Annotated in this window: 18 protein-coding genes; 6 read left to right on the top strand and 12 right to left on the bottom strand. The window is 64.6% G+C overall.

Annotated elements, in window-relative coordinates; genetic code table 11:
- Positions 1–108 precede the first annotated feature (108 nt).
- Positions 109–510 carry a DoxX family protein gene (locus AC2ETI_RS04495; RefSeq protein ID WP_019747824.1) on the top strand — a complete coding sequence of 134 codons (402 nt, stop codon included), beginning with the start codon at positions 109–111 and terminating at the stop codon, positions 508–510.
- On the opposite strand, the gene AC2ETI_RS04500 is transcribed toward AC2ETI_RS04495, so the two are convergent.
- Positions 507–3,899, bottom strand: coding sequence for an ATP-dependent helicase (locus AC2ETI_RS04500; RefSeq protein ID WP_060938626.1), 3,393 nt, complete (start codon positions 3,897–3,899; stop codon positions 507–509). The two genes, AC2ETI_RS04495 and AC2ETI_RS04500, sit on opposite strands and share 4 nt — an antisense overlap.
- On the bottom strand, positions 3,900–7,262 hold the full coding sequence (locus AC2ETI_RS04505; RefSeq protein ID WP_020969239.1) for an ATP-dependent helicase: 3,363 nt from the start codon (positions 7,260–7,262) through the stop codon (positions 3,900–3,902).
- Between the two features lie 52 nt (positions 7,263–7,314).
- Between AC2ETI_RS04505 and AC2ETI_RS04510 the strand changes: the two genes are divergently transcribed.
- The 3 genes from AC2ETI_RS04510 to AC2ETI_RS04520 are packed head-to-tail and all read left to right on the top strand — an operon-like array spanning position 7,315 to position 10,211.
- Complete coding sequence (locus tag AC2ETI_RS04510) at positions 7,315–8,103, top strand: alpha/beta hydrolase (RefSeq protein ID WP_019747821.1); 789 nt, start codon at positions 7,315–7,317, stop codon at positions 8,101–8,103.
- Between the two features lie 10 nt (positions 8,104–8,113).
- Complete coding sequence (locus AC2ETI_RS04515; RefSeq protein WP_019747820.1) at positions 8,114–8,410, top strand: MGMT family protein; 297 nt, start codon at positions 8,114–8,116, stop codon at positions 8,408–8,410.
- Positions 8,411–8,459: 49 nt separating this feature from the next.
- Complete coding sequence (locus AC2ETI_RS04520; protein WP_483633604.1) at positions 8,460–10,211, top strand: NTP transferase domain-containing protein; 1,752 nt, start codon at positions 8,460–8,462, stop codon at positions 10,209–10,211.
- Positions 10,212–10,216: 5 nt separating this feature from the next.
- On the opposite strand, the gene AC2ETI_RS04525 is transcribed toward AC2ETI_RS04520, so the two are convergent.
- Both AC2ETI_RS04525 and AC2ETI_RS04530 read right to left on the bottom strand, forming a co-directional pair.
- Positions 10,217–10,570, bottom strand: a complete 354-nt coding sequence (locus AC2ETI_RS04525) for a hypothetical protein (RefSeq protein WP_020907125.1) — start codon at positions 10,568–10,570, stop codon at positions 10,217–10,219.
- The gene (locus tag AC2ETI_RS04530; RefSeq protein ID WP_070796178.1) at positions 10,567–11,145 is read right to left on the bottom strand and encodes a hypothetical protein; all 579 of its coding nucleotides are present in this window, start codon (positions 11,143–11,145) and stop codon (positions 10,567–10,569) included. The genes AC2ETI_RS04525 and AC2ETI_RS04530 overlap by 4 nt, the downstream gene beginning before the upstream one ends.
- 89 nt (positions 11,146–11,234) lie before the next feature.
- On the opposite strand from AC2ETI_RS04530, the gene AC2ETI_RS04535 reads away from it, so the two are divergent.
- Positions 11,235–12,002 (top strand): 8-oxoguanine DNA glycosylase OGG fold protein, encoded by a 768-nt coding sequence (locus AC2ETI_RS04535; protein WP_003942311.1) that lies wholly within the window; start codon positions 11,235–11,237, stop codon positions 12,000–12,002.
- Positions 12,003–12,037: 35 nt separating this feature from the next.
- On the opposite strand, the gene AC2ETI_RS04540 is transcribed toward AC2ETI_RS04535, so the two are convergent.
- The 7 genes from AC2ETI_RS04540 to AC2ETI_RS04570 all read right to left on the bottom strand — a co-directional run bounded on the left by AC2ETI_RS04540 (position 12,038) and on the right by AC2ETI_RS04570 (position 20,354).
- Positions 12,038–12,685 carry a maleylpyruvate isomerase family mycothiol-dependent enzyme gene (locus AC2ETI_RS04540; protein WP_069145901.1) on the bottom strand — a complete coding sequence of 216 codons (648 nt, stop codon included), beginning with the start codon at positions 12,683–12,685 and terminating at the stop codon, positions 12,038–12,040.
- The gene (locus tag AC2ETI_RS04545) at positions 12,630–13,379 is read right to left on the bottom strand and encodes a sirohydrochlorin chelatase (protein ID WP_019747815.1); all 750 of its coding nucleotides are present in this window, start codon (positions 13,377–13,379) and stop codon (positions 12,630–12,632) included. Before AC2ETI_RS04545 ends, AC2ETI_RS04540 begins: the two co-directional genes overlap by 56 nt.
- Positions 13,366–14,526 carry a uroporphyrinogen-III synthase gene (locus tag AC2ETI_RS04550; RefSeq protein WP_019747814.1) on the bottom strand — a complete coding sequence of 387 codons (1,161 nt, stop codon included), beginning with the start codon at positions 14,524–14,526 and terminating at the stop codon, positions 13,366–13,368. Before AC2ETI_RS04550 ends, AC2ETI_RS04545 begins: the two co-directional genes overlap by 14 nt.
- Positions 14,523–14,936, bottom strand: a complete 414-nt coding sequence (gene nirD / locus AC2ETI_RS04555) for a nitrite reductase small subunit NirD (RefSeq protein ID WP_019747813.1) — start codon at positions 14,934–14,936, stop codon at positions 14,523–14,525. The genes AC2ETI_RS04550 and nirD overlap by 4 nt, the downstream gene beginning before the upstream one ends.
- Before the next feature lie 90 nt (positions 14,937–15,026).
- Positions 15,027–17,528 carry a nitrite reductase large subunit NirB gene (gene nirB / locus AC2ETI_RS04560; RefSeq protein WP_483633605.1) on the bottom strand — a complete coding sequence of 834 codons (2,502 nt, stop codon included), beginning with the start codon at positions 17,526–17,528 and terminating at the stop codon, positions 15,027–15,029.
- 49 nt (positions 17,529–17,577) lie between these two features.
- Entirely contained in the window at positions 17,578–18,978 is a 1,401-nt protein-coding gene (locus tag AC2ETI_RS04565) for an MFS transporter (RefSeq protein WP_085989607.1), read from the bottom strand.
- Between the two features lie 113 nt (positions 18,979–19,091).
- Positions 19,092–20,354 (bottom strand): MFS transporter, encoded by a 1,263-nt coding sequence (locus AC2ETI_RS04570; protein ID WP_070796175.1) that lies wholly within the window; start codon positions 20,352–20,354, stop codon positions 19,092–19,094.
- A 93-nt stretch (positions 20,355–20,447) separates the two neighbouring features.
- Between AC2ETI_RS04570 and AC2ETI_RS04575 the strand changes: the two genes are divergently transcribed.
- Entirely contained in the window at positions 20,448–21,128 is a 681-nt protein-coding gene (locus AC2ETI_RS04575) for a FadR/GntR family transcriptional regulator (protein WP_020907120.1), read from the top strand.
- Here the strand turns inward: AC2ETI_RS04575 and AC2ETI_RS04580 are convergent.
- A complete protein-coding gene (locus tag AC2ETI_RS04580) occupies positions 21,125–21,979 on the bottom strand; it encodes a TIGR02569 family protein (RefSeq protein ID WP_007731227.1) in 855 nt (284 codons plus the stop codon). The two genes, AC2ETI_RS04575 and AC2ETI_RS04580, sit on opposite strands and share 4 nt — an antisense overlap.
- Positions 21,980–21,992 lie beyond the last annotated feature (13 nt).

Below are 21,992 nucleotides of genomic sequence, written 5' to 3' on the forward strand. Positions count from 1 at the left end.
CAGGCAGCGTAACCCTCGAAGATCGACTTCGGAACTCGGGCGCCGAATAGCGCGCGGGTCGTGGCGCCGGTAGTGGCAAGAAGGTCCACCGTGAGGCAGGCTGGGCAAATGCCTTTCACCGGTTCGACGTCCACTCCCAGTCAAGCGGCCGCTCTTCGTTTGTCGGCCCTCCTTCTCGGCGCCGGCACCATGCATTTTGCAGCGCCCTCGTTCTTCGACAGCACCGTTCCCCGCCAGCTTCCCGGACAGGCCCGCACCTACACCCAGGTGTCCGGCGTCGCGGAACTGGCGATCGGCGCTGCCTTGGCCGTGCCGAAGACCCGCAAGCTCGGCGCGGGCCTTGCCGCCGCGCTCTTTGTTGCCGTGTTCCCCGCCAACATCCAGATGGCGATCGACTGGTGCCGAAGCCCGAAGACGTCCACCCCGCAGAAGATCGGTTCGATCGCACGTCTCCCCCTGCAGGTTCCGCTGGTGACCGAAGCACTCAAGGCTCGCCGAAACGCAAGCTAATCTTGCGCGCCTGCCGTTCGGATGAGGCGAGCGAGAGCCTCACCGTCCGGCAGGTTCTCGGGTGCGATGGTGCGACCCGATCGAACGTAGTGAAACGCCGCCCGCACCTTGTCGGCCGGAAACTGTTCGTTGCGCCCCGCCGAACGAGCTCTGGCTGACATCAATTCGGCCCAGGCCACCCGATACGCGGCCAACTGCATCACAACAGCGTCCTCGTTGGCGGCCGACGGTTCGGCACCGGTCTTCCAGTCGATCACCGTCCATCCGCCGTCGGGATCGGCGAACACAGCGTCGATCCGACCTCGCAAAACCGTTCCGGCAATGGATGTTTCGAAAGGAACTTCCACTTCGATCGGGCTGCGATTGGCCCACGGGGACCGCAAGAACGCATCCTGAAGTTTCACCAGGTCGGTCTCGGGACCCGCGCCGGTATCCGCGGCGCCGGGTAGCTCGTCGAGATCCAACAGCCGAGTCGCACCGAACCTTCGCTCGATCCAGGCGTGAAAAGCGGTTCCGCGACGAGCCAACGGGTTGGGCGGATACGGCAGCGGACGACGTAGGCGAGCCGCCAGTTCGTCCGGATCTGCCTTGAGGTCGACGAGCTGAGTCACCGAAAGCTGCGCCGGGAGAATCACTTCGGCCCGCGCGTTTGCGCGGGCCTCGCGCTCGGCCAGGAGAACGTCGACGTCCGAGGCCCAGTTCTCCGGATCGTCCTCCGGTTCTTCCGCCTCTTCGCTGTCTTGCGGCAGCGAAGCGAGTGCGGACAGGACGCTCGCGGCTCCGGCCTCGACGGCGCCGCGCCGCGCACCCAGCGGATCCGGCGGCCACTGCGCCGTACGGGGAGTGGCGGCCAACGGGTTCTCGGTATCGGGTTCCGGGGCCGGCGCCCATTCCTCCACGACGCCGATCGCACCGCGTGAGTCTTCCTCATCGGCATCGTTGTCGGCCGTGACCATCTGATGCAGCTCGTCCAGGAACTCCGAAGGCCCCTTCGGTTCCGCACCGGATTCCGCCCAGTGATGCGCCGAGATGAACAGCGCCCGTTCGGTTCTGGTCAGCGCGACGTAGAACAACCGCCGGTCCTCGTCCAGTCGACGGTTGGACAAGGCCTTCTTGTGCGCCGTTATCGCGTTCTCGAGGTCCTTGCGGTTGTAGAGCTCCTCGAGGTCGAGCACCGGAACTCCGTCGGCCGAATCCGCGTCGACCGCCCGGTCACCACGCAACGACGGTGGCAGTTCGGCGAGCGCCCCGAGCCACGATCCGGACGCGGTGGACGAGGGGAACACCCCGTCGCTGACATGCGGGATCGCCACTACTTCCCATTCGAGCCCCTTCGCCGAGTGCACGGTCAGGATCTGGACCCGATCCGGCGCCACCTCCACTTCGCCTGGCGTGAGGCCCTTTTCGATCTGTTCGGCTGCCGCGAAGAAAGCCAGCATCCCGGTCAGATTGGCAGTTGGACGCGTCGCGTAGTTGGCGACGACGTCGGCGAATGCGTCGAGGTGCTCGCGGCCCGCGGTCCCGACGACGCCGACTCGGGTCCGTGCGCCCGCCTCGATTCCGATCCCGAGCACCCGCTCGACCTCCGCCACCAATTCGGTGAGCGGCTGGCCGATACGTTCGCGCAACGACGCCAACTCTGCCGCTATCGCGTTGATGCGTGTGTACCCGAGAGCCGAATAGCGTTCTGCCGGGCCTGGATCGGAGATCGAGTCGACCAATCCTGCTTGCTCGGCGTTCTCCCCGGGCAGAGCATCGTGGACCGCCGAGGTGAGCGCCTCGGCGTCGGTGACCGCACCCGCCGTTCCGTATCCCGCGGAGATGGCAAGTTCGCGGGAGCGTTGAGAGAGTGCGGCGAGATCCTTCGCGCCGATCTGCCATCGCGCGCCGGTGAGCAGCCGAACAGCTGCGCTTCCTGCAAGTGGATCGGCGACCACCCGGAGCATGGCGATCACGTCAGCAACCTCGGGTGTGTGCAGGAGCCCACCGAGCCCGACAACTTCGACCGGCAGACCTTTGGACCGCAAGGCCTCGGCCAGCGGAGCGGCATCGGCGTTCCGGCGGATCAACACCGCTGCCGTGGGCGTCGGGCGGTCTTCGGCACGTGCCGCCTCGTATTCTCCGGCGATCTTCTCCGCCACCCACTGACGTTCCTGTTCGACGTCGCCCAGCAACGCCAGTCGAACGTCTCCGGCGACGGCTCCCGGTCGCGCACGAAGGGTGCTGACCGCCACACCGCGTCGACGCAACGGTGCCGACGACAGGTTTGCCAGTTCGAGAGCCTCCGGCGGGTTACGCCAACTGGTGAGCAGTTCGAGCGTCGGAGCCGGCTTTCCGTTGGCAAGCGGGAAATCGGTTGCGAACCGTGGCAGGTTGGCCGCCGACGCGCCGCGCCAACCGTAGATCGACTGCATCGGATCGCCGACGGCCGTCAGTGCCAAGCGGCCGTCGGCTCCCCCACCGAACAACGAGGACAACAACACTCGCTGAGCGTGACCGGTGTCCTGGTACTCGTCGAGAAGAACTACCCGAAAGCGCTCACGCTCGGTCTGCCCGACCTCGGGATGCTCGGCGGCGACCCGGGCAGACAGCGACATCTGGCTGCCGAAATCCAATGCGCCTTCACGCCGCAGCGTCTCACCCAGCCGGGCGACGAGAGGCAACAGTTCGATGCGCTTATGTTGCACATCAAGGTAATTCAACAACTCCTTGCTCGGTCCACCCCGCTGTTTCGGGCCGGCGGGCAGAGTGTGAATCAGCTTGTCCAGCTCGGTGTGTGCCTCGAGCAACTGCTCGGGATCGACCAGGTGCTCCGCCAACTGACCGGCAAGAGCCAGAACGGTCTCGGTGATCGAACCCGGATTCTTGTCGGTGTCCAGATCACTGTCCCAGCCGCTCACGACGCGGTGCGCAACCTGCCACAGTTCGGTCTCGGACAACAACGTCGCCGAGGGTTCGATGGGCAACAGCAGTCCGTGTTCGGAGAGCAACCGTCCCGCGTAAGCATGGTAGGTACTGACTTCGGGTTCGCCGGCCAGAATCCGGGAACGCACTCCGCCGGTCGGGTCGAGTGCCCGCAGAACGTCCGAACCCGCCAGCCGCGCCAACCGCTTGCGGATTCGCGACGTGAGCTGTTGCGCCGCTTTGCGCGTGAAGGTCAGGCCGAGAACCGCCTCGGGGTCGACGAAGCCGTTGGCCACCAGCCACACGACGCGAGCAGCCATCGTCTCGGTCTTTCCGGCACCGGCGCCGGCGACCACCAATGTCGGACCGAGCGGTGCGGCGATCACTGCTGCCTGCTCGGGCGTCGGAGGGTGCTGACCGAGCGCGACCGCCAGGTCGACAGGGTCGATCTTCGGTCGGCGTGCCTTCTGCGTCGCGGCAGCCACTTAGTTACTCACCTGTCGTCCCTCGTCGTGTGCCGGGCAACTCGAACGCACCGGGCAATGTCTACATCCGTCGTTGACCCTGGCCAGGTACTGCGGTCCTTGGGTCGCTGCGGCAGCGTTGTGAATGACGTCTCGCCACATCTCGACGGCTTCGGCCGTCAGCGGCGGCTGAACTCGCTGCGCCGCACCGTCCTTCTTGTTGGACTTGGCCACGAATACCAGGCGTGCACCGCCGGGTTGTGTGGCCGGTTCGCCGGCAATCGCACCTTCGGCCGCTGCGACCTGGTACGCCGCCAACTGCGCGTGAGATTGCGCGGCCTCGTTACTGACGGGGTTTCGCGCAGTCTTGACGTCGACAACCACCGGGCGACCTTCGGTGTCGCGCTCGAGCCGGTCGATCCGGCCACGTAGCTTGACCGCAGGCGCTCCTTCTTCGCGCGGTTCGAGGACCCCCTCGACCGCGACCTCGACGCCGACTTCGGTCAGCTCACCGCGAGTTGCGTTCATCCAGGCGGTGAACGTCGCCAGCATCTCCCGAGTTCGATTGAGTTCACGGCGCGAGTACCACTGCGATCCCAGATCGATGGATTCCCAGGCATTTTCGAGTGCCTTCTCGACCTGATCCGGTGGAATCCGGCCGGCCAGTGCCTGCACCAAGGTATGGACCAGCGTACCGGCGATCGCATGAGTGTTGTCTCCGTCGCTGCCACCGTGACGCTCGAACACCCATCGGAGAGGACATGTTTCGAGAAGCTCGATGGTGGACGGGGACAGTGAAACCGGTCCGTCCTCGGGTTGCCACATGGGAGCAGCGGTACTCGGCTCGGCTGTGCCGTACCACTGATCCGGATGCGCGCCTCGTACTCCGGCCGCAGCCAGACGGGCCAACTGGCGAGCAGCCCGAGAATGCTTCTCGGGGTCGAAATGCGCGATGTCGGGATCACACACCACGCTGCGAAGCTGTGCGACCAGTGCAGGCAGCGACAGAACCCGGGTATCCCCGGTCTCGGGTGCAACGACGTCGAGATCGGAGGACGGGTCGTCCGAGTACGCGTCACCACGGATCAATTCGTCCACGAACCGCGAAGGCACCAAGTCGGTGTCCCCCGAAGCCGATTCGACTGCGGTGATCAGCAGACGGCGACGAGCACGGCTACAGGCGACCAGGAACAACCTGCGTTCTTCGGCCAGAAGCGGCGCGGTTCGCGAGAGTCGTTCGGCAGCCGAGTCACTGCCGTCGGAGACTCCGTTGACCAGGTCGATAAGAGCTTCGGTACGCAGTAGCGAGCCGCGTGCCCGCAAACTCGGCCAGAGCCCCTCCTGCACACCCGCCACCGCCACAACCGCCCATTCGCGCCCCGCCGCGGCGTGAGCGCTGACCACGGTGACGGCGTCGGGAGCGATGACCGATCGGCTCCGCGAGTCGGTCGGTATCTCCTGGCTGGTCAAGTAGTCGACAAAACCGGAGAGTTGCGAACGCGGCAGCCGGTCGACGTAGTTGGCAGCCGCGTCGAAGAGTGCGACTACGGCGTCGAGGTCTCGATCGGCTTGTGAGCCGATCGGTCCGCCGCGCGCCGACGCAGCCGCCCAGCGCCGTTCCAGCCCCGTCGCCTGCCAGGCCGCCCACAGAACTTCTTCGACCCCGAGACCACGCTCGAGAGGCACTCGGGCCTTGCGAAGGACCGACAGCACGCGATTGAGGGCCGCAGCTTCGACGTCTGTCAGCTTGCCCATCAGGCGCTTGGACTGCGCACGATCCTCGTCGATCAGAATGAGCCGCAACAACTCCGAGGAGTCCCGATCACTTCCCGATGCCAACTCGACCCGGCGCAGGCCACGACGCAACCGGCGCAGGGTGACCGGTTCGGCGCCGCCGATGGGACCGGCCATCAGGGCAAGCGCGTCGTCGCCGGTGAACTGATCGCCGCCGAGCGCCCGAAGGACCAGCAGCAGGCCGGACACTCCGTGTTGCCGCGCGAGCGGCAATTCGGTGGCAGCGGTCGTGACGGGCACCCCCGCCGCGAGCAGGGCTCGCCGGAGAGGGGCGAGAGTGCGCGGGACCGACCGCACGATGACGGCCATGTCGGACCACGCAATCCCGTCCAGCAGATGCGCCCGGCGCAAGGTATCTGCGACGACTGCCGCCTCTTTGGCCGTCGTACCGAGAACCCGCACCGACGCCCGTCCCGGATTCTCATCGGTGAGATCGGATGGAACCGCGATGCGATGAGCCAAGTTGCCGGGCAGCCGCGCAGCGATCTTGGCCGCGATCGACGCGACGTCGGCGTTGTTGCGATACGTGACGGGCAGAACGATCTGGCGCTCGTCTCCGCGCTCGGCCAGTCCGAGCAGGAACGCCGAATCCGCACCGCGGAATCCGAACACGGACTGATCGGGATCACCGGCGATGACCGTGCCCGCAGTTCCGGTTCCGATCAACCGAACCAGTTGCGCCGCCTGCGGATCCAGATGTTGTGCGTCGTCGACAAGGAGGTGCCGGATCCGAGCGCGCTCGGAGCGAAGCAATTCGGGATCGGTGGCGAACGCGGTCAAGGCCGCACCGATCAACTCGGCCGCGTCGAGCGCCGGCGCCGTCGCCTCCGGAGCCTCGACACCGACACTGCCGCGCAGCAGCACGCCTTGCTCGTAGGCCTCGGCGAACCGCCCGGCCGCCACCCACTCCGGACGGCCACGCTTCTTGCCGAGCTTGACCAGATCTTCGGGGCCGAGCCCGCGCTCGTTGGCTCGCAGCATCAGATCTCGAAGTTCGACGGCAAAGCCGTTCAAACCCAATGCGGGTCGCAGGCGCTCCGGCCACCGGAGCGCACCGTCTTCGATGTCGCCGCGCAACATCTCGCGGAGCACCGAGTCCTGCTCGGCGCCGGTGATCAGGCGTGGCGGCGCGTTGCCGTGTGCTGCGGCTTGAAGCCGGAGAACGGCAAAGGCGTAAGAGTGAACGGTGCGTACCAGCGGCTCACGGGTTGCCTGCGGTCCGCGTTCCTGTTGGTACCCGAGCAACCCAGCGGTGATCTGCTCGCGGACCTGCGTCGCGGCTCGGCGTGACTGGGTGAGCACCAGGACCGATTCAGGATCTTCGCCACCCGAGATCTTCTGCACTGCCAGATCCACGAGAAGGGACGTCTTGCCGGTTCCGGGACTGCCGAGTACCTGCCAGGGATTCCAAGCCGCTGCCGAACCGAAAGAAACAGGGCCGAACGCGAGCTGGAACGGATCCTCGGACGGCGGCGCGAAGAGCCGCGTCGTCCCTTCATCCCACGTTCGGGGTATCGGAGACGGCGCAGTTCGGTGCACCAACCGCGCCCGCGGAATGGTGACCTTGCTGCGTGTTGCCGTCTCACTCACCCAGGCATTCCACCAGAGCGCACCGACAACTCACACATCGCCTGCATCCGGCATGATTGACCTCGTGTCTGCACTCCATACGTATCTCTACGGACCTGTCGGGGCGCCGGAGATCCTTTCGCTGCACGGTCTGACCGGTCACGGCCGCCGTTGGCAGTCGATGGCCGAGAACCAACTGCCCCAAGCGCGCTGGATCTCGCCCGATCTGCGCGGTCACGGGCGCTCGACCTGGGCTCCCCCGTGGAACATCGAATCCCACGTGGAGAGCCTGCTCGAGACACTGGACGAACATGCAAACGGACCGGTGGTGATCGTCGCGCATTCGTTCGGCGGAATGCTGGCGCTTCACCTCGCGGCCACCGCGCCGGAACGCGTTCGTGGGCTCGTTCTGCTCGATCCAGCGATCGGCTTGGATCCGACTTTCATGCAGGAAGTGGCCGAACTCACAATCGGCTCACCGGATTACACCGATGCGGCCGAGGCGTACTCCGAGAAGATTCACGGCTCGTGGGGTGAGGTTCCCACCCAGGACCTCGACGTCGAGATGGCCGAGCACCTGATTCAACTGGGCAACGGGCGCGTCAACTGGCGCCTGTCCACGCCCGCAATCGTGACCGGGTGGGGCGAACTCGCTCGCCCGATCGTGCTGCCACCGCCTTCGATGCCGACCGTGCTGGTTCAAGCGATGAAAGTCCAGCCTCCGTACGTCACCGACGAGTTCCGGGCAGCGCTCACCGAGCACCTCGGTGAAAATCTGACCAGCGTCGAATTCGACTGTGACCACATGGTCCCGCACGTGCGGGCCGACGAAGTTGCCGCCCTCGTTCGCAGCGTGCTCTGAAGGAACCGACATGGCAGCCACCACCGAAGAGCAGATCGAAGAGGTACGGCGACTCATCGCGTCGATTCCGGCCGGTTTCGTGGCGACGTACGGCGATATCGCTGATGCTGCAGGACTTTCCAGTGCTCGCACGGTCGGTTGGATCATGCGGACGGACTCTGCCGACCTGCCGTGGCATCGGGTTCTCGGCGCCTCCGGCAAACCGTCGGCGCACCTGGCTCATCGTCAGATCGCCAAGCTCGAACTCGAAGGGGTACCGATCAAGGAGGGTCGGATCGACCTGAAGAAGGCACGGTTTCACTTCTGATCCCGTGTCACCGGTCGTCCTCACCCCGGCGATGGGGCAGCATGGAGGCATGACCACCACGCCGCCGACCGCCGCCGTCATTCTGGCGGGTGGTCGCGGGACCAGAATGGGTGGTGTCGACAAACCTGGCCTTCTCGTACACGGTCGCAGGCTCCTCGACATCGCGCTTTCAGCAACGTCGCATCTCGACGCCGTCGTCGTGGTCGGCCCGCATCGACCTGAACTTGATCCTGGAATCACCCAAACTCAGGAATCTCCGGCCGGAGCCGGCCCTGTCGAGGCGATCTGGGCCGGGTTGTCTGCGACCCGGTTACCCGATAACGCCGTGGTGGTGGTGCTGGCGTCCGACCTGCCGCACATCGAGGCCGAATCAGTCGACGCCTTGATCGCTGCCACGTCGACGGACAATCCGGTGACGTGTGCCGTGGACGAGAACAACCGAACCCAATTCCTGTTCTCCGCATGGACATTTCGCGAACTCCGGCAACGCCTGTCCACATTGCGGGAGAGTTCGGGGCTGGAGAACCAACCTATGAAAGCGATTGTCACCGAGCCGTTCTCGACGCTGAGTGTCGCTGGTACGACCGACTGCGACACACCGGAAGACATCGATCGCGCGCGAAGCCATCCGCGGCTGACGGTCGATCAAGCCCGCGCCGCCGTCAGGAACTCGCTGACAGCATTGCCGCCGCACCGTGCCGATCTCGCCGACAGCCTCGGAGCAACGCTCGCGCAGCCTCTGGTCGCCCTGGGTGATCTTCCCAGGTCAGACGTTTCGGCGATGGACGGGTACGCGGTCTCCGGCGAGGGCCCCTGGCGAATCCGCACCGAGATCCGCATCGCGGGCGCCGACGGGCAACTCGAACTCGGCGAAGGTGAAGCGATTCGCATTGCCACGGGAGCACACCTGCCCCTCGGCGCCACCTCGGTAATTCGTGACGAGTATCTGTCCGTCGACGAGCTATCTCGGATGGTACGGAGAATGCCGGATGCGCCGCACCGCAACGACGCTCGACCACGAGGGGAAGATTGGACCACCGGATTCACGATCGCCCCGACAGGTACCGCGGTGACTCCGGCGGTGATCTCCGCAGCTGCCAGCGGTGAAGTGTTCGACGCCCTCGTCCGTGGTCCGGTACGGGCACGCCTGATAGTCACCGGCGACGAGATCCGGCGGACCGGTCCACTGCGTGAAGGTCAGACTCGCGACTCCGTCGGCGGGATTCTCCCCTACATACTGGAAAGCAACGGCGTACGGTGCGTGGCGAATTCGCACCTGCGAGACACTGCGGACAGTTTCGAGCGGGTGCTCGCAGACGGAGTCGACCAGGAAGCCGATCTACTCGTCGTCATCGGTGCGACGGGAGGCGGCGCTGCCGACGAAATGCGCAGTGCGCTCGATCGACTCGGCGCTCGCACGATTGTCGGGCGAGTCGCCTCGCGCCCCGGCGGATCTCAGATAACGGCCGTCCTGCCCAGTGGTCTGGTGGTTCTCGGCCTCCCCGGCAATCCGTATGCCGCCGTGACCACCCTGTTGACGATGCTGCCCACCGTCGTGGCCGCCTTGACCGGAAGCGACACGCCGCCGCCACTACTCGGCATCATCGAGAACGCCGCTGCGGTGAGTTCCGATGCGGTACGGCTGTTGCCGGTGACACAATCCGAAGACGGTCGCTGGCGCGCCGATCCGTCTGTACGTACCGCGCACCTTGCGGGGTTGATCGAACGCTCGGCGTTTGCACTCGTACCGGCACACTCCGACGACGGCGCCGTCGCCGAATTGGTCGTCCTCCCACGCTGACGGGGTCAGCGGTTTCGGCGCCCGCGCCGGCCGACGTCCGCCAGCACGATCACGCCGACCACGATCGCGAGCACCAGCGAATACACGCCCCACAGCACCAAGAACGGCAGCAGCCAGCCGGCATCAACGGTCTGACCGCGCGGTCCGACGCAGTACAGCGTGAAATTGGTGGACGTACCGTCGCCGTCGGTAAAGGAATCCGAGACGACCATCGCGCTCGATGTCGGTTCTTCACAGAAGATCGGCGCCAAGTGCGCGACCTGGCCGGGCCAGATCACCGAAGACAGCAGTGCGGCAAAGATTCCCACGACCACGATCACCGCTACCGAGATCAGTAACGGAGCGATTCGGCGGCTCACAGCGGCTGCACCAGAAAGGGAGTTCCGTCAGGCTCGAAGACCACAAGTACTCGCGAGCGTGGGGATTCCACCATCACGGAGGCGTATATCGACTCGGTGCGACTGACCGAGATCCCGGAGACTTCGCCGTCGTCGACTCCGCTGCTCGCCAGCGCGTCGTCGACCAACTTCTCGACATTCGCCAATGCCGGCACTTGATCCAGCGTGAACGATCGCGCATCGAGATCATCGGTGACACTGACTTGCACGGGGATGGGCTCGCCGAGAATGACGCCGTCGAAAGAGAATCTGTCGAGCTGTGACGGCTTCCCGGGGTCACGAACGGTGACGCCGAGCGTCTCGATCGGGCTGATGTCGATGCTGGTCACCGATATCGCGTCGACGCCGTATCTATGTGCGAGGCTGTCGAACCCGCCTCGCACCAACTCCGACGTCATCCCACCGCCACGTTCGCGCATTTGGTTGTCGAAATCCATCCGATCGACGGCACCGATGCATCCGCTCAGACCCGTGGCCGTCAAGGCGATGGCTACCGTCCACAGCGCCGGCCGCACCTGCGAGGACGCCAATTTCATGAGCGGAGCGTACCGCGAGTGTCCGGTTCCATCTCGGTGACCTGCGCGTCGGACGAATTCCTGTCGGCGACTCGTGGGATCATCGCGCCATGAATCGTGTCGACGAAGGATTCGAACCGCCGGACGCATTGGTCGAGTGGTGCCGCTCCCGCACCTTTCCACTGCACGTCCTCGACGACGAAGCGACCGTCGACCTGGATTGGTGGAACGCGCACCTGAAGGACGCCGGCCACACCATCAGCCTGCGCGGGCGTGATCTCGACGGCAAAGTGATCACCGAAGGCCGAGCTATCGTTCAACGCAACGACCTTCGCCCGTCGAGCGACCTCGTTGTCGCCCAGCACGACGGCCTCGGACTGCTCTTTCTCTGCGCGGCCTGGCAAGGCTCGCACGAAAGCAGACGGTTCACGCGGCGGTTCCCCAACGTCTTCAATCCGCATCACCGCGAAGACGAGGATCCGCTGACCCAGATCACAGCCATTCTCGATCACTGTTCGAAAAACAAGTCGATGCCGGTCGTGCGACGCGACACCTGGTCCGGGTGGCCACTCACCCCCGGCGTGGGGGTATCACTCATGGCCGCTTTCATGTGGGCGGTGGGCGTACAGGACGAAGGCCGACGCGCTCAGATGATCGATCAGTACGGCGTCTCGACACTCATCCACGAGGGCTGGCTCGAGGATCCTTCCGTCACGGGCTTCACGACGCGTCGCTACCGCCGGTACTGCGAACTGCTCGACAGTTGGGCCTATGCCGCCGGCACCCAACCCGAGATCGTCGAGATGTGGTTGGTGAAACGGTGGAGTGCGCGGTTGGCCCAAGCACGCAACGACGTCAGCGCCCCCACCCTGTTCTAACTCTCAGAAAGGCCGTGTCTCAGAAAGGCCGTGTCTCAGAAAGGCCAGGCAGGGAGGGTAGGCAGCCCCACCCTCGTCGGCCTCCCGACCAACCAGGCCAAGGTCTCCGCATCCGACAGCGAAGGAACACGTACACCCGGGACCGCTGTCTCCAGTGCGCCCAACTGACGGGCGAGAGTGAATTCCACGAACTCGGCAGGCCAGTCGTGGCAGGTGTAGCCGATGTCGAGGTCCATCAGGTGAATCTCGATCTCGTTCCAGCGCAGAATCGGCAGATCGAATGCCGTCACAGGTTTGCGCCACGGCACCGGCGTGTCCAGTCGATCTGCCTGGATCTCGCACAACGCGTCGACCAGTCTCGTTCCCGAGAAGCGGTAGTCGAGAGCCAACAACTCAGCCGGGCGATCTGCACCTTCCTCGATTGCAGCATTGCGCGCGTCCGGTCCCCCGGGATACATCTCCCCCGATTCGCCGCCCTGCACTCCGGCGACAAATCTGCCCAGCGCGTCGGCGTTGCGCGACATGTGCGTCACGACGTGTCCCCGGCTCCACCCGGGGAGCCCGGAGGGCTCACGCGCCTGCTCTTCGGTCAGTGCACCGATGAGAGCCTGTGCCTTGACGTCGGATTCACGAACTGCGGCGACCAGGTCGGCATACGTCGGCGTTACGGAGTGAGACGTCATGCAGCGATACTAGTTCCCTTCGCGCACTCTCATACCGATTCACGACAAGGTCCACCACTCCCGGATCGACGCCGAGCGGTTCGGTCACACCATCGGCTCCTGCAGCGTGCAATCTTTCGTGAAACAGTCCGTGTGCGAGGAGGTACGAGGCAACGAACACTCGCTTCGCGCCGCGAACGCGTGCTGCTGCAACGACATCGGCTACCTTCGGTTCCCCGGTCGCGATGTATCCGATGTCCACCCGGATCCCCGCCGCTTCGGCGAGCATCAGCGCAGCACGCTCGACGTCTCGCAGCGCCCGCGCATCGGAGGACCCGGCGGCAGCAAGCACTATCGCGTCGCCTGGACTCCACCCCGCTTCGGTCAAGCGTCGGAGCAGCACGCGCGCAAGCGCCGGATCGGGTCCGAGTGCGGGCGTCACAGTCACAGCCGAGTGCTCACTGATCGCCACTTCGCGTCGAACATCGGTGTGAACGTGGTAGCCGGACGCCAGGAAGGCCGGTACGAGAATCGCTCGCCCCGGAGTGTCCCGGAGGACTTCAGAAGGTGACGGACCGAGCACGTCGACAAAGGCAACGCGCGTGCGTCCGACGCGCGTGCCGACGGCTTCGGCAAGGGCAGCAACCATTTCCACGCCGCGTGGGCTACGCGTGCCGTGAGCTACCAGTACGAGTACATCGTCATCGCGTTGCATAGTCACCTGGATTCTGGACGTAGTCGCCGGGGTCGAGGGCAAGTCGATAGCCCCGCTTGACCACGGTCTGAACGGCTTTGGGCGCACCGAGGCACGCGCGCAATCGGGCGACGGCGGTCTCGACGGCATGGGTGTCGCCGCCGCCACCGGGAAGAGAAGCCAGAAGTTCGTCGCGGGAGACGACTCGGCCGGGGCTCGCCCCGAGAGTGCGGATCAACGACATCGCAGCCGGCGGCAATTGCTTCACTTCACCGTCCACGACGACGCAACCGCCGCGGATGCTGATTTCGTGTTCGCCGGCTTGAATCTTGTTGGCTCGCTGCGGGAGTTCGTCGACGATGTGTCGCGCGAGCGCCCCGAGACGTGCCCGCGCCGGGGCTGTGGTCGGTACATTCAAGGCTTCGAGCGGCGCCGAGGTGACCGGGCCGACGCACATTGCCGCCACCGGACCCCGCATCGCGTCGAGAATGTCGCCGAGATCCCCGGTCTTGTCGGCGCGCATCAACATCGACGCAACGGCCGGTGCACTGGTGAAGCTGACGGCGTCGATTCCAGCTGAAGCGATGGCGTCGATCATCCGGTCGAGCAGCGTCGGATCCTCCGGCGGTTCCCATCGATAGACAGGAACCGCGATGACCTCGGCGCCCGCGTCGCGCAGCACCTGACAGAAATCGGGAATCGGCTCCCATTCGGTAGTGGCGCCGTGCAGTTGAACGGCGATTCGTTTTCCCGAGACACCTTCTGCAAGAAGATGTTCGAGCACTTCGGCGGAAGACTCGGATGCCGGAGACCATTCTTCACGAAGGTCGGCCGCGCGGATTGCCCCTTTGGCCTTGGGTCCGCGCGCGAGCAGACGAGCCGAGCCCAACGCGGATCCGAGATTTTCCGCCTCACCCCACCCGTCGGCTGCTTCCAGCCAACCCCGGAATCCGATCCCGGTGGTGGCGACAACCACCTCGGGAGGATCCGAGATGATCTGCTGTGTCACCCTTTCGAGCTCGCGGTCGTCGGCGAGAGGGATGATCCGAATCGCCGGAGCGTGAACGACGTCCGCTCCCCGACGAGTCAGCAACGTCGCGAATTCCTCCGCGCGGCGCGAAGCGGTGATACCTACCGTGAATCCAGCCAACGGCATGTCGTCACTCACGAGACTGCATCGGCGACAGTCGAGCGAACGCCCTGCATCTGAAGGCTGTGTACCTGAACGACGCCTGCCCACACGCGAACTCCGTATACCGGCAGCGCGACCGCGGAGTCGTCCAGCGCTCGGCCGTCGACCAGCGAGAACGCCTGCTTGAGCAGCGGCGAGACCACGATCGGTTCACCGTCCCGGTCGCCGACGAGTCCGCGTGACATCACCGCGGCGCGGCCGTACGGATCGAAGTTGCTGACAGCCCGCAGTGTGCCGTCCTCTAGCAGGAACAGCGCCACCTGCTCGCCGCCGCGAAGAAGCACGGCGACCCCGCGTCCAGGGATCAGATGGCTCAGCGGGCAGGCCGACGTCCATTCGAGTCGATCCGAATCCAGCTTGGCGATCTGCGCATCGATGACACTCATCGAAGTCCTCCTGTCGATCCGGCGACAACGTCGCGCGGGTTCTTGTCTACGTTTCTACGGACCCCGTGTTTCCCACGGGTTACGCGACTATTACCGGCGCGTAGGGATGCTCGGCATACCCATCAGGACTGGAACCTTGCGCACTCCGGTCTCGTCGAACACAACCGTCGGGTCGGCTTCTTCCGGTGCATTCACAAATGAGACGAACCTCGACAGCTTCTCCGGATCACCCAGCACACCAGCCCATTCGTCCTGGTAGCCCTCGACGTGCTTGGCCATCAGAGCCTCGAGTTCTTCGCCGATTCCCAGGCTGTCTTCACAAATAACGGCCTTGAGGTGATCGAGTCCGCCTTCGAGTGATTCGACCCACGGCGCCGTGCGCTGCAGGCGATCGGCGGTGCGGATGTAGAACATGAGGTAGCGGTCGATGTACTTGACCAAGGTTGCGTCGTCGAGGCCTCCGGCAAGCAGTTGAGCGTGTTTGGGCGACTGTCCGCCGTTGCCGCCCACATACAGATTCCAACCGTTCTCCGTCGCGATGACGCCGACGTCCTTGCCACGCGCTTCGGCGCATTCACGAGCACATCCCGAGACGCCGAACTTGATCTTGTGCGGCGAACGCAGGCCGCGGTAGCGGTTCTCGAGGTCGACGGCCATTCCTACCGAGTCCTGAACGCCGTAGCGGCACCAGCTCGAACCGACGCAGCTCTTGACCGTCCGCAGGGACTTGCCGTACGCCTGACCCGATTCCATCCCGGCGTCGACGAGACGCTTCCAGATCGCGGGCAACTGTTCGACACGAGCCCCGAACAAGTCGATGCGCTGACCGCCGGTCACCTTCGTGTACAAGCCGAAATCACGCGCCACCTCACCGATGACGATGAGCTGCTCACCCGTGACCTCGCCGCCAGGCATACGAGGTACCACGGAGTACGTACCGTTCTTCTGGATGTTCGCGAGGAAGTGATCGTTGGTGTCCTGCAACGACGCCTGCTGGCGGTGCAGGATGTGATCGGAGTCCGTCGATGCCAGAATCGAAGCGACTACGGGCTTGCAGATGTCGCAACCGGCGCCCTTACCGTACTTGGCGATCAGCGCCGAGAAGGTTCTGGTCTGCGTCGACTGCACGATCTGGAACAACTCGGCCCGCGATTGCGCAAAATGCTCGCACAGTGCCTTCGACATCACGACGCCGGAATCGGCCAGCAGCTGCTTCACAGTGGGAAGGCAACCGCCACAAGTGGTTCCGGCGCTGGTGCACGCCTTCACCGAAGCAATGTCGCATGCGCCGGCCGCGATTGCGCCGCAGATGGCTCCCTTGGTCACCGCGTTACACGAGCACACCTCGGCATCGTCGGGCAGCGAGCCTGCACCCGGCTTCTCCCCCGCAGGCGAGATCAATGTCGCCGGGTCACCGGGTAGTTCGCGACCGACCAGCGGGCGCAGCGACGCGTAGGCCGACGCGTCACCGACAAGAATGCCGCCGAGCAGGATCTTCGCATCATCTGAGACCACGAGCTTCGCGTACGTCCCCTTGGACGCGTCGCTGAGGACAACTTCGAGAGCGCCCGGTGAGGTCGCCATCGCGTCACCGAAACTGGCGACGTCGACGCCCATGAGCTTGAGCTTGGTGGACATGTCGGCGCCCGGGAAATCCGCGGCCCCGCCGAGCAGACGATCGGCCACGATCTCGGCCGTCATGTAGCCGGGAGCAACCAGACCGTAGCAACGGCCCTCCACCGCAGCACATTCTCCGACGGCATAGACGTTCTCGTCCGAAGTCACACAGCCGAGGTCGGTCAGAATGCCGCCGCGCTCCCCCACTGCGATGCCGGCGTCGCGGGCCAGCTGATCACGCGGACGAACTCCGGCGGAGAAGACGAGCAGCGACGCGTCGATAGTGGAGCCGTCGGAGAGTTCGACCACAATTCCGTTGTCGGCCTGCGAGATTCCCGCCGTCCCGACTCCGGTGTGGACAGTGAGCCCGAGTTCGGTGACGAGGCGAGCGAGCAGTGCGCCGCCGCCCTCGTCGACCTGCATCGGCATCAATCGCGCATTGTGTTCGACGACGTGTGCCGTCATTCCCATGAGCGAGAGAGCATTTGCGGCCTCGAGTCCGAGAAGACCGCCGCCCACCACGACGCCGACAGCGCCAGGACCCGCCTTCTCGGCGGCGGCCCGAATACCGTCGAGGTCGTCGAGGGTGCGGTAGACAAAACATCCGTCGCCGTCGTGCCCCGGCACGGGAGGCACGAACGGATACGAACCGGTCGCCATCACCAGAGCGTCGTAGGAGATCGTCTCGCCGGTTGTCGTCGTGACCGTGCGTGCATCTTTGTCGATCGAGAGCGCGCCTTCCCCCACTCGGAGATCGACCAGGCCGTCACCGACGTAATCGTTACCGGCCAGTGCCAATTCCTTGGGGTCCCACGCTCCGACGTACGAGGACAGCCCGACTCGGTCGTACGCTGCGTACTGCTCGTCGCAGAGTACGGTCACCGACCAGTTGTTCGCTTCGTCGCGCGAACGCAGTGCCTCGACGAATCGGTGTCCGACCATTCCGTGTCCGATGACAACAACCGACTTGCTCATGACGCCTACTTCCTGAGGTACGAGATAGTTCTGAGATTCTGCGGACCGCTCACGCCGTGACTGCGACCTTCGCCTCGTCGACGTCTGTGGTCAGCGTCGACGGCTTGCGCAGGAAGACGAACCAGGTGACTGCGATGCAGGCGATGTAGAAGGCCAGGAACACCCAGAAGGCCATGGTCGCCGACTTCGCGGGGCTGCTGTACGACGCGCGCAGCACCAGGTTGATGCCTACGCCGCCCAAACCGCCTACCGCACCGGCAAATCCGATGAGAGCACCGGAGATACTGCGCGACCACGTTGCCTTCTCGCTTCGATCCATGTGATCGAAGCTCTGAGCCTTCGCCTCGAAGATCGCCGGGATCATCTTGTAAACGGATCCGTTTCCGATGCCGGAGAGCAGGAACAGGGCGATGAATCCGAGAACGAATGTCACCATGATTCCGGCGCTGGCGACGCCCGCGGTGTTGTCGTCCATCGTTCCGGCCGTCACGAGAATCGATGCAGCGAATGCCATGGCGACAAACGTCCACATGGTGATCTTGCCGCCGCCGATCCGGTCGGCCAGCTTGCCGCCGAGGGGGCGAGCGATCGAACCGAGGAGAGGACCGATGAAGGCGATCTGTGCTGCATGCAGCGCGGCCGCGGCCGGAGTGGCACCGCCGGCGAGGAAGTTGATCTGCAGAACCTGACCGAAGGCGAAGCTGAATCCGATGAAGGAACCGAACGTACCGATGTACAGGAAGCTGATCACCCACGACTCGGAGAACTTGAGTGCCTTGGCCATCGAGCGCAGGTCCGACTTCTGGTTGCCCAGGTTGTCCATGAACAGCGCGGCACCGACGGCAGCAGCGGCAATGAACACGAGATAGACAGCGCACACGATCCACGGAGCACGGTTACCGACGGTGGCGATCACCAGCAGACCGATCAGCTGGATCATCGGCACACCGATGTTGCCGCCGCCGGCATTGAGACCGAGCGCCCACCCCTTGAGGCGTTGCGGGTAGAAGGCATTGATGTTGGTCATCGACGACGCGAAGTTGCCGCCGCCGATACCTGCAGTGGCCGCTACCAACATGAACGTGGTGTACGACGCACCCGGATTCATCATCAGGTAGAGCGTGAGAAGTGTTGGTACGAAGAGGAACAGCGCACTCATGACGGTCCAGTTACGACCGCCGAACCGTGCGGTGGCAACCGTGTATGGAATGCGGAGGACCGACCCGACAAGTGTGGGCACTGCGACGAGGAAGAACTTTCCGGCCGCGTCGATGCCGTAGATATCCGTCGGCATGAACAACACCATCACGGACCAGATCGACCAGATCGAGAAGCCGACGTGTTCGGCTACCACTGACCAGATCAGGTTCCGCTTCGCGATGTCCTTGCCGCCGGATTCCCAGGCGTCGACGTCCTCTGCATCCCAATGCTCGATGTAATGACTCACCAGGGCCTCCTGAATATGTTGGAGACCCAAAGGTAGAAAACGGTTATTGCGCCGGTGCTGCGTGCGATGACCGCGAAGTCAATTGATCCTCACCCGGTAACAAGACCGGGTGTGAGCTAGTTTTTCGCAGGTGCGTGCCAGGAATCCTCGAGCATCCGAGGCTTGCATGCCTGGTAGGCGCCCAGGAGCACCACGATCACAGCGACGACGAGCAGACCGAACGGCGCAGCGTATCCACCGGACACGTCGTGGAAAACGCCGAACAGGAGCGGACCAAGGCAGGCAACGGAGTAGCCGATGCCCTGGGTGAAGCCGGACAGTGCCGAGGAACCGATGTGCGAACGAGTACGCAGGTTGATCAGCGTGAGCGACATCGGGAACGTGCTCGGACCGAGGCCCAGGACGACAACCCACACGACCGGCGCCGCCATCGGGGCAAAGTACAGCCCGCCCATGCCAACCAGGTAGCAGACGGCACACGCGATCACGACAGGGAAGGGATTGGCCATGCGGGCGCACAGGGTCGGCGCACCGAACGCTGCGACGAGCCCGATCACCGAGAACATTCCGACCATCGTTCCGCCGAAGGCATCACTGGCTCCGGCGTCACGAAGGATCGAGGGAATCCACGTGAACATCGAATACGTGATCAGTGAGGTCATGCCGAACATGCCGGCCATCCCCCAGGCCACGGGAGAACGCCAGACCTGACCGCGTGGCTGTTCTGCCACTGCCGCAACCGAATCCGATGCATTCTCGACGGACCCGGCTGCGTTCGCGCGAGCCTTGCGCGAGCGAGCGAGGGTGATCAACCACGGCACTGCTGCGGCGAAGCCGAAGGCGGACCACCAGCCGATCGAGAACCGCCACCCGAAGGCGTCGGCAACCGGGACTGCGACGAACGCCGGAACGATGGTGCCGATCTGCACGGCCACGATGTAGACCGAACTCATGGTGGCGAGGCGATCCGAGAAGTACCGCTTGACCAACGGCGGGATCACGACATTGCCGATTCCCATGCCTGCCAGTGCCAAAGCCGAGAGGGCCAGCAACGACCATGTCTGAGACATCATGGCGCGCAACAGCATTCCGACGCCGGCCATGAGCATCGCGACGAGGGCCGTTCGCTCGAGCCCGATACGTTTCGCGATGGCGGGAGTGATGAGACCGAAGATGGCGAACATTGCGGTCGGAACCATGCCGAAGACACCGACGATCGAGGCGGAGAAGCCGATCTCGTCGCGAATCTCGGCCGCCAAGGGCGAGAACGAGGTCACCGCAAGTCGAAGTACGAGCGCAGACATCGCAATCGCTGCGAAGACGAGCACACGGCCTTGTATCAACGAGCGGGTTTCGGTTCTCTCCAGTTGAGCAGTCACCGGCAAATCATAGGATGACCGGACGAACTCGCACAAGCGCGGTAATCTAACGTCACATTCACACCACTTACCCGGACCCGAGGAAACAACCACGTGCAACCCGTTCGACGCGCAAGTCTCATCTCACAGGTCACCGAACAACTCCGCAACGAGATCCGGAGCGGGACCTGGCCGATCGGTTCCAAAATCCCCACCGAACCGGAACTGTCGGAGCTGACCGGGACCGGTCGCAATACCGTGCGCGAGGCGGTCCAGGCGCTTGTTCACGCCGGAATGCTGGAACGTCGTCAGGGATCGGGTACCTACGTCGTTGCTGTCTCCGACCTCGGTGGCACTCTCGGCAACTACTTTGCCGGTGCCCACCAACGGGACGTACTCGAACTTCGGCGCGCACTCGACATCACTGCAGCCACCCTCGCCGCCGCACGGCGAACCGAAGACGACATCGCCGAACTGACGCGACTACTCGAGCTTCGCACCGCGTCATGGGAGGGTCAGGACATCGACGCTGCCACCACCGCTGACGTCGCCCTGCACCGAGCAATCGTCGCGGCCAGCCACAACGAGGTCTACCTGGAGTTCTACGACTCCCTGCTCCCCGTCATCGAGACCACGATCCAACAGCACATCGATGCAACCGGCGAAGGATTCCACTCGCAGCACGCAAACCTCGTCAACGCTGTCGTCGACGGGAACACCGTGGCCGCCTCGAACGCCGCACGCGAGCTGTTCGAGGGCCTGGTCTCGGACTTCGGTACCGGCGCCCCGATCTAGAGCAGCAAGCGCACGATGTCGGAAGTACGGGCCAACCCCGGGAACGCGTCCGCCGTCGAGCGGGGATGCAGAACATGAACTGCCAAGCGGAACATCACCGCACGTAGAAGCATCTGCGGCCACTCGGGAAGGTCTTCCCACCGGCCGACCAGTGCCTCGTCGGCACCGCCCCACGAGATCGCGTCGACCACAGCGACGGCAGCGGCCCACGCAGCCGGTCGCCAATACGGCGTGATGTCGGTGATTCCGGGGGCCATACTGCCCGAGAACAGCACCGTCCCGAACAGATCGCCGTGCACGAGCTGGTCCGGGCTCTGCACCGGCTTCCGCAAAGTAGCGAGCCCGGCAATCAGTTCCAGACTTTTGCGACCGTCAGGAGTGGGCGTCTCGAGTTGCTCGACGCCCTTCGCGATCCTCAGCGGAACCGTTTCCCATGCCGCGCGATCAGCGGCGACGAATACGTCGACCTCGGCCCACGGCGGCACCGGCGGTTGTGCAAGGAAGCGCGGGCGCTCGAGCGAGGCCGTCGCCGCATGCAGTCGGCAGGACATCGAGACCACTTCGTCGTGACGTGGTTCCGGCGACCCGACGATGAATGTGTCGGCGCGCCAGCCCGAGACGACGTAACGACCGTCAGTCGAACGCACCGGTCGAGCCAGCCGAACGCCGTCGACTTCGAGGTTCTCTCGCACCTTCGCCGACCACGCTGCGCGGGCATGATCCGCGACTGCTGAAAGGACGACGTCTCCACACAGCCACCCGCCGTCCCAATCCGCACCGAGTGGGATGGGATCGACTTCACGGAGGCCGAAGGTGGAGCACACGTGCTGGGGAGGTTGGCCTGTGCTCACACCCCAACGCTAC

The organism is Rhodococcus sp. MurmanLake-1 (assembly GCF_056945715.1).